Here is a 4,244-nt window from a genome sequence, read left to right on the forward strand (position 1 = left end):
CGATGGTACTGCAGGGGGGACCCTGTGGGAGAGTAGGACGCCGCCGAACAATCATTCAGAAAAGCCCCCGATCCATCGGATCGGGGGCTTTTCGCTTTTCCGTTTCAGTTGTCGTCGTCGCCGTCCGGCAGCCGGTTGTCATCGGTCTTCGGCTGCCCTTGTGCCTGGGCCGGCGTCGGTTCCGCTGATGCTGTTGCGGCTGCTGACGGTGCCGCTGTTGCGGCTGCTGATGCGGCCGCTGACGGCGCAGCCGACGGGGCCTCGGACTGGGCAGCCTGGGCCGGTACTGCCGCCGTTCCCCAGGCCGGACGGCTGAGCCACTTGTCCGCGTTGTTGGTGAGCCGGGCGACGCCCGTACCATCCGGTCGCATGCTGTAGAGATCCGTGCCGGAGCCCGCGGGGGCCTGGGTGAAGACGATGGACTTGCCGTCCGGCGCGTAGGCCGCGGTGCCGTAGAAGGTTGTCGACGGAGCGGGGGTGAGGGCGCCGACGGCGGTGCCGTCGGGGTGGATGGTGTAGATGCCGCCGCCGGGGGCGTTGTCGGCGCCGGCCGGGTAGGTGGTGAAGAGGATCTGGGTGCCGTCGGGGGACCAGGCCGCGCGGTCGCCGGCACGCAGTTCCCAGGGGGTTAGCTGGCGGAGCCCGGTGCCGTCGACGCCCACGACGTAGATGGCGCGGCTGTTGGCGGGCTGTCCGGTGGCGCTGGTGCGGTACTCGAAGGTGAGCTGCTTGCCGTCGGGCGACCAGCTGGGGTTGCTGACGGCACCGGAGTAGGGCTTGTCGTTCGTCAGGAAGGTGAGCCGCTGGACGTTGGTGCCGTCGGGGCTCATCAGGTAGAGGTCCGAGTACTGGACCTGGTTGTTGTGGGCCTGGTCGAGGGCTCCCCAGGAGCGGCTGAAGGCGAGCTGCTTTCCGTCGGGGGAGAAGGCGGGGGCGCGCTCGTCCTCATTGGCGCAGTCGGCGGTGGCGCTGGCGGCGTCGCAGAGCTGGCTGATCTGGTGGGCGTTGTCGCCCGTGGTGGAGACCGTCCAGAGGCGGGCGGCGCCGGTCTGGGGGTCGGTGCGGTCGAAGGCGATGGCACTGCCGTCGGGGGACCAGTCGGGGCGGTCGTCGCGGGCGCGCTCGGGCGGCTGGGTGACCTGGTGCTGGCCGGCGCCATCGGGGCCGAGGGTGACGATGGCACTGGTGGTACGGGTGGCGTCGGTGTAGGCCCGGCTGACGATCAGTCCGTTGTGCGCCTCCGCGTTCGCGGCGCCGACGACGCCCGGGGTCGCGGACTGGGTGGGCTCGGGGGTGGCGGTGGGGGACTCCGGGCGGATCTCGGAGAGCGGGATCTCGCCCGGCTCGGCCCCGCAGCCGGTGATCAGGGCGCCCACAAGCAGGAGGCCCGCACCGGCGGTTGCGCGAGTGCGGGCCTTGCTCGTGAGGGACTGCCGTGTACCGGTGCTCCGCGTCATCTCCGTCTCCGACCTTTCCGACCGCTCCGACGTGTGCCCCGGCTCCGATGGCGGGAGGGACTCAGGACGAATCCAGGGGAAGGCCCCTGGAAGGAGCTGTCACTGTGCCAGACGGGGAGCGTCGGGGGCCGGGCGACACGCGACGGATCGCGTCTGCTCGGTCACACGGAGTAGACGGGAGTGCTCGGGGAGCGCGGGGCGGGTCAGCCCCGGGCGGCGCGGCGCTCGGCCTTGGCGAGGGCCTCCGCCTCGTCCTCGGCCTCGGCGACCTCCAGGGTGGGCGCGGTGCCGCCGAGCTGGGCGGGCAGCCACCAGGTGTCGTCCGGGCCGGAGGGCTTGCCGGGGTACTCGCGCTGGGCCCGGTCGAGCATCTCGGTCATGGCGGCGCGCAGCTTTCTGGTGACCATGACGGGCTTGTCGTTCGGGCCCAGGTGGATCGGTTCGCCGATCATGATCGTCACCGGGACGTGGCGCTTGGTGAGGGTCTTCGGGCGGCCCTTGGTCCAGAGCTGCTGGGTGCCCCAGAGGACGACGGGCAGCAGCGGGGAGCCGGAGTCGGCGGCCATCCGGGCGGCGCCGGTCTTGAACTTCTTCAGCATGAACGAGCGGCTGATGGTCGCCTCGGGGAAGACCCCGACGACCTCGCCGGCCTTGAGGGCGCGCACGGCTGCGTCGTACGCGGGCTGGCCGTCGGTGCGGTCGACCGGGATGTGCTTCATGCCGCGCATCAGCGGACCGGAGATGCGGTGCCGGAAGACGTCGTCCTTGGCCATGAAGCGCGTCTTGCGCTTTCCGCCGCGGTAGGCGCCGAGGCCGGCGAACAGGAAGTCCAGGTAGCTGATGTGGTTGCTGACGAGCACCGCTCCGCCCGTGGCGGGGATGTTTTCGGCACCGACGATCTTGATCCGCACGTCGAGCGCGCGGAAGGCGGTGAGTGCGGCGCCGATCACCGGCGGGTAGACGAACTCTGCCACGGTCAGTCCTGACTTCCACGGGCCGGGGCCCGGTACGGCGGGTACCCGCGCCGTGCGCGGGAGCCGACCGGAGCACGGCACGCCGCGGCGGTCACGGGTGATACACGGAGATGATCCCCCGAACGAGTGCCTGCTGTCACCTGAGGCGTGCGGTCAAGCGAATATTCACGGTGTGATCTCCGTGATGAATTCGGTTGGGAACTTATCCGTTCCTCCTTGTTCCCCGGCCGGGTGGTATCGGGGCGGCGTCAGGCGCCCGCGCCCAGGCGGCCCTGGGCGCGCCGGACGATCGGGTAGATCTCGCAGCCGAGGCAGTAGCCGAAGGCGGCGTTGAGGAAGGCCGCGGCCAGGGCGAACGCGGTGGACAGCAGGCCGAGCCAGCTGACCTCGGTGAGGTAGCCGAGGGTGCCGATGGCGGCGAAGACGGCCCCGCCGCCCTGGGCGAAGCGCAGTGGGCGCTCGTCCTCGGTCTCGGTGGGCGGAGCCAGGCGCGGGGCGATGAAGGTGTGGAACAGCCAGCCGTACGGGGACATCCGGGGGCCGCTGATCGCGCCGAGCACGAACACGAGGGTCTGGGCGGCCAGCAGCAGCCCGCTGCCGGTGATGAGGACGGCGGCCAGCGCCACTGCGGTGAGTGCGGCGGCGAAGCGGGGACCGCGGGAGTCGGTCTGCACGGGGGCTCCGGGAGGGTCGCGACGGACGGCTGCGGCGAACGGCTTCGGCGGGGCGTGTCAGCGACAGCTGGCGGTGGTGGCCGGCCCCGGGGCGACGGCGCGACGGACGGTCAGCAGCGGCGGGGAGAGGCGGTCGGAGTCCACCCGCCGATCGTACGGGCCCGGTGTCGGCAGGTCGACCTCCCTTTCGGAGCCCGCACGTGCTGCCGCAGACTGGAGGGATGACCGGACCGGTGGTGTGCGTTGTCGTGCTGGCGGTGGCGACCACGTTCGGGCTGCTGAGAGCCAGGCGCGACGGAAGGCTGAGGGTGCGCACCAAGGACGGGACGGTACGGCTGTCGGAGGCCGATCTGGGCGGGCAGCTCGGCGAGCGGGCGACCCTGGTGCAGTTCTCCACCGCGTTCTGCCAGCCCTGTCGGGCCACCCGGCGGGTGCTCGCCGAGGTCGCGGGGATGGTCGACGGGGTCGAGCACGTCGAGCTGGACGCCGAGGCGCAGCTGGAGCTGGTCCGTCGGCTGGAGGTCCTGCGGACGCCGACCGTGTTGGTGCTGGATGCGGCGGGCCGGGTGGTGCGCCGGGCGGCGGGGATGCCGCGCAAGGCGGACGTGATCGCGGCGCTGGGCCAGGCGGTCTGACAACGGGTAACAGATGGCGGATAACAGAGGGCGGATAACAGATGACAGCGAACAGATGATGAAATCTGTTCGCTGTCATCTGTTATCCGTTCGCCGACAGTCGTCCGTCCCCGCCCCCCACTCGCGCGCCCGTGCCGGGGAATCTCGCGCCGGTTCGCACAGCCCCGCGAGGTGGAGCCGGCCCCGGCTGGGGCAGGATGGGCGCAGGCGGTGATGCGGGCCGTCCGGCATAAGCTACTGGCCAGTAGTGACCACTGCGCTACCGCCGAGTATGCTGCCAGGAAGTTCCGGACCGGCACGGGAAACTCGCTGCCCGGAGCGGGTGCGTGCCGAGTTCGCTCCCGCTTGCACGCCGCAGCCGCCGGACGAGACCAGTACAGGAGACAAGGCCGTGAGCTTGAGGATCGTTGTCTGTGTGAAGTACGTGCCGGACGCGACGGGTGACCGTCGTTTCGCGGACGACCACACCACCGACCGGGAGGGTGTGGACGGCCTCCTGTCGGA

The 4,244-nt window shown here is 71.2% G+C and carries 4 protein-coding genes and 1 pseudogene; 2 read left to right on the plus strand and 3 right to left on the minus strand.

Annotated features, from left to right (window positions below; genetic code table 11):
- Positions 1-104: 104 nt before the first annotated feature.
- The 3 genes from ACIG5E_RS39050 to ACIG5E_RS39060 form a co-directional block, all read right to left on the minus strand.
- Positions 105-1,376 carry a TolB family protein gene (locus ACIG5E_RS39050; RefSeq protein ID WP_396542008.1) on the minus strand — a complete coding sequence of 424 codons (1,272 nt, stop codon included), beginning with the start codon at positions 1,374-1,376 and terminating at the stop codon, positions 105-107.
- Between the two features lie 284 nt (positions 1,377-1,660).
- Positions 1,661-2,431, minus strand: coding sequence for a lysophospholipid acyltransferase family protein (locus ACIG5E_RS39055; protein ID WP_396542010.1), 771 nt, complete (start codon positions 2,429-2,431; stop codon positions 1,661-1,663).
- 248 nt (positions 2,432-2,679) lie between these two features.
- The gene (locus ACIG5E_RS39060) at positions 2,680-3,105 is read right to left on the minus strand and encodes a DUF4395 domain-containing protein (protein WP_396542012.1); all 426 of its coding nucleotides are present in this window, start codon (positions 3,103-3,105) and stop codon (positions 2,680-2,682) included.
- A 221-nt stretch (positions 3,106-3,326) separates the two neighbouring features.
- Between ACIG5E_RS39060 and ACIG5E_RS39065 the strand changes: the two genes are divergently transcribed.
- Positions 3,327-3,740 (plus strand): thioredoxin family protein, encoded by a 414-nt coding sequence (locus ACIG5E_RS39065; protein ID WP_396542014.1) that lies wholly within the window; start codon positions 3,327-3,329, stop codon positions 3,738-3,740.
- Positions 3,741-4,131: 391 nt separating this feature from the next.
- Positions 4,132-4,244, plus strand: a pseudogene (locus tag ACIG5E_RS39070) (electron transfer flavoprotein subunit beta); the annotation flags it as partial.

The organism is Kitasatospora sp. NPDC053057, from assembly GCF_044546945.1.
GTDB lineage: Bacteria > Actinomycetota > Actinomycetes > Streptomycetales > Streptomycetaceae > Kitasatospora.